Genomic DNA, 3,405 nt, shown 5'->3' on the forward strand with positions numbered 1-3,405 from the left:
CCGGGCTCAGAGCAGGGTGACGGAGACGAAGCGGAGGATGAGCTGCGGGGCGCCGGAGGTGACGACGGCGAGGGTGGCGGTGAGGGCGAGCGCGCAGGCCAGCGGGGTGGTGAGCGGGTGGCGGCGCGGCGCGGGTTCCGGGGCGGCGCGGAACAGCAGCGCGGTCCACTTCAGGTAGTAGACGAGGGCGATGGCGACGTTGGCGGCCATGACGGCGGCCAGCCAGCCCAGGCCGCCGTCCACGGCGGCGGCGAACACGGTGACCTTGGCGAAGAGGCCGACGATGCCGGGCGGAAGCCCGGCCAGGCACAGCAGGAAGAAGGCCAGGGCGAGGGCGGCGACCGGGTGCGCGGCGTGGAGGCCGCGGTAGTCGGTGACGCGGTTGGCGGCCGCCCGGCGGCCGACGTGCAGGACGACGGTGAACGCGCCGAGGTTGACCACCGCGTACATGAGGGCGTAGGCGACGGTGGCGCCGACGGCCCGTTGCGGGTCGTCCGCGGTGGCGGCGGCAGCGATCGGCACGATCAGGTAGCCGGCCTGGCCGACGGAGGACCAGGCGAGCAGGCGTACCGCGCTGTGGTCGGCGTCGGGGCGCTGACGCAGGGCGGCGACGTTGCCGGCCGTCATGGTGAGCGCGGCGAGGATCGCGAGGGCCGGGCCCCAGGTGCCGGAGTAGGCGGGGAAGGCGTGCACGGCGACGAGGATCAGGCCGCCGAAGCCGACGGCCTTGCCGATGACGGAGAGGTACGCGGCGACGGGCAGGGGGGCGCCGACGTAGGTGTCGGGCACCCACAGGTGGAAGGGCACCACGGCGGTCTTGAAGGCGAAGCCGACGAGGGTGAGGGTGACGCCGGCGGTGGCGAGCGTCGCCAGGGCCGGGTCGACGTCGGCGAGGCCGTCGGCGACGGCGGCCAGGTGCATGCTGCCGGTCGCCGCGTAGACGAAGCTGACGCCCATCAGGGTGACGGCGGTGGCGACGACGGACGACAGGAAGAACTTCAGCGCCGCTTCGGAGCTGCGGCGGTCGTCGCGGCGGAGCGCGACGAGGGCGAACGCGGGCAGTGAGGCGACCTCGAGGGCCACCACGAGTGTCGCCAGGTCGCGGGCGGCGGGCAGCAGGGCCGCGCCGGCCGCCGAGGCCAGCAGCAGGAACCAGAACTCGCCGGCGGGCAGCCGGCTGTCGCGGACGGCGGTGACGGACAGCAGGGCCGTGATCAGCGCGCCGCCGAGCACGAGCAGTTGCATGGCCAGCGCGAAGCTGTCGGCGGTGTAGCTGCACACGGCCGGTTCGGTGGCGAGGCAGAAGGTGGACCGGTCCTCGCCGGCCAGCGGCAGCAGCAGGAGTCCGGCGAGCAGCAGCGCGCCGACGGTGAACCAGCCGAGCAGCGGTTTGCGGCGCTCGTCGAGGAAGAGGTCGGCGACGAGGACGGCGAGGGCGGCCAGCGCGGTGAGCGCGGGCGGGGCGATCGCGAGCCAGTCGACGGACTGGATGACGCCCGCGGCGGTAACGGTCATCGGCTGACTCCCGGCAGGAGGTTCTGCACGGCCGGGTCGGTGAGCCCCAGGAGCAGGGCGGGCCAGAGTCCGGCGAGCACGGTGAGGATGACGAGCGGGGTCCAGGCGGCGAACTCGTGGCGGCGGACGTCGGGCCAGGCCGTGGCGGTCGCCGGCGGCCGGTCGCCCATGCAGACGCGGCGGACCACCAGCAGCAGGTAGGCGGCGGTGAGCAGGGTGCCGAAGGCGGCGACGGCCATGAACACGAGGTAGGCGGGCCGGTTGAGGCCGTCGGCGGGGTGGTAGGCGCCGAGCAGGGTGAGCATCTCGCCCCAGAAGCCGGCGAGGCCCGGCAGGCCGAGGGAGGCGACCGCGGCGAAGGCCAGCAGGCCGCCGAGGCGGGGTGTGCGGCCGTAGAGCGCGGCGCCGCCGCCGGCGGCCAGCTGGTCGAGGTCGGTGGTGCCGGTGCGGTCCTTGAGTGCGCCGACCAGGAAGAACAGCAGGCCGGTGATGAGGCCGTGGGCGACGTTGGCGAAGAGCGCGCCGTTCACGCCGGTGTGGGTGAGGGTGGCGATGCCGAGCAGGACGAAGCCCATGTGGCCGACCGAGGAGTAGGCGATGAGCCGTTTGAGGTCGCCGCCGGCGCCCTGCCGTACGAGGGCGAGGCAGGCGAGTGAGCCGTAGACGATGCCGACGACGGCGAACGCCGCCAGGTAGGGCGCGAAGTAAGCGGCGCCCTCGGGGGCGATGGGCAGCACGATGCGGACGAGGCCGTAGGTGCCCATCTTCAGCAGCACGCCGGCGAGCAGGACCGAGCCGACGGTGGGGGCGGCGGTGTGGGCGTCGGGCAGCCAGCTGTGCAGCGGCCACATCGGGGTCTTGACGGCGAGCCCGATGCCGATGGCGAGCACGGCGAGCAGTTGGGTGCCGCGGGTGAGGCCGGCGCCCTGCTGCTCGGCGAGGGCGACCATGTCGAAGGTGCCGCCCTGGAGGCCGATGAGCAGCAGGCCGAGCAGCATCACGACGGAGCCGACGAGGGTGAAGAGGATGAACTTCCACGCGGCCTTCTCGCGCCCGGCGCCGCCCCAGCGGGCGATGAAGAAGTACATCGGGATGAGGACCATCTCGAAGGCGAGGAAGAACAGCATGAGGTCGAGCACCGCGAAGGTGGCGAGCGTGCCCGACTCCAGGACCAGCAGCAGTGCGACGAACACCTTGGGTGAGGGGCCGCCGTCACCGCGCCGGGCGTAGGTGTAGAGGGCGCAGAGGAACGTCAGCAGGGCGGTGAACACGAGCAGCGGCAGGGAGATGCCGTCCACGCCGAGGTGCAGCCGGATGTCGAGGGCGGGGATCCAGCCGATGTCGGTGGTGGCCTGCATCTCGCCGGCCCGGTCGTGGTCGAAGCCGGCGGCGAGCAGCAGGGTGGCGAGCAGCACCAGGCCGGTGACGGTCACGCCGTGGCGCAGCACCGCCTGGTCGGGGCTGCTGCCGCGCAGTCCGGGCGGTGCGGGCAGCAGCTCGGCGACGGCGCCGGGCAGCGGGGGCAGCAGGGCGGCCGGCAGCAGCAGCTGGAGCACGGTGTTGTTGATGGCGGGCACAACTCACGCTCCGGCGACGAGGACGGCGATGACCAGCACGAGGGAGCCGGCGAGCAGGGCGCTCAGATAGGTCTGGACGTTGCCGGTCTGGGCGCGGCGTACGGCGGTGCCGAGCCAGCCCGGCAGGGCTGCGGTGCCGCGGACGTAGGTGTCGACGACTTCGCGGTCGAGGAAGCGCACGAGCCGGGCGGCGCCGCGGATCGGGGCGACGAACAGGCGGTGGTAGAGCGCGTCGAGGTGGAAGCCGGCGGCGGCGTGCCGGTGCAGCGGGCCGAGCAGCAGCCGGCTGGGGTCGGCGGGGTCGTCTGCGGCG

The 3,405-nt window shown here is 73.9% G+C and carries 2 protein-coding genes and 1 pseudogene; all 3 read right to left on the reverse strand.

Annotation, left to right across the window (positions count from 1 at the left end):
* Positions 1-6: 6 nt before the first annotated feature.
* Positions 7-1,515 (reverse strand): NADH-quinone oxidoreductase subunit N, encoded by a 1,509-nt coding sequence (locus tag ACYVE9_RS19795; protein ID WP_461029223.1) that lies wholly within the window; start codon positions 1,513-1,515, stop codon positions 7-9.
* Entirely contained in the window at positions 1,512-3,092 is a 1,581-nt protein-coding gene (locus ACYVE9_RS19800) for a complex I subunit 4 family protein (RefSeq protein ID WP_461029224.1), read from the reverse strand. The genes ACYVE9_RS19795 and ACYVE9_RS19800 overlap by 4 nt, the downstream gene beginning before the upstream one ends.
* A gap of 3 nt (positions 3,093-3,095) precedes the next feature.
* Positions 3,096-3,405: pseudogene (locus tag ACYVE9_RS19805) on the reverse strand (NADH-quinone oxidoreductase subunit L); the annotation flags it as partial.

The organism is Streptomyces sparsus, assembly GCF_054776295.1.

Coding starts and splice junctions, on each gene's coding strand:
- ACYVE9_RS19795 (WP_461029223.1), bottom strand. CDS start 1,515: ATGACCGTTACCGCCGCGGGCGTCATCCAGTCCGTCGACTGGCTCGCG.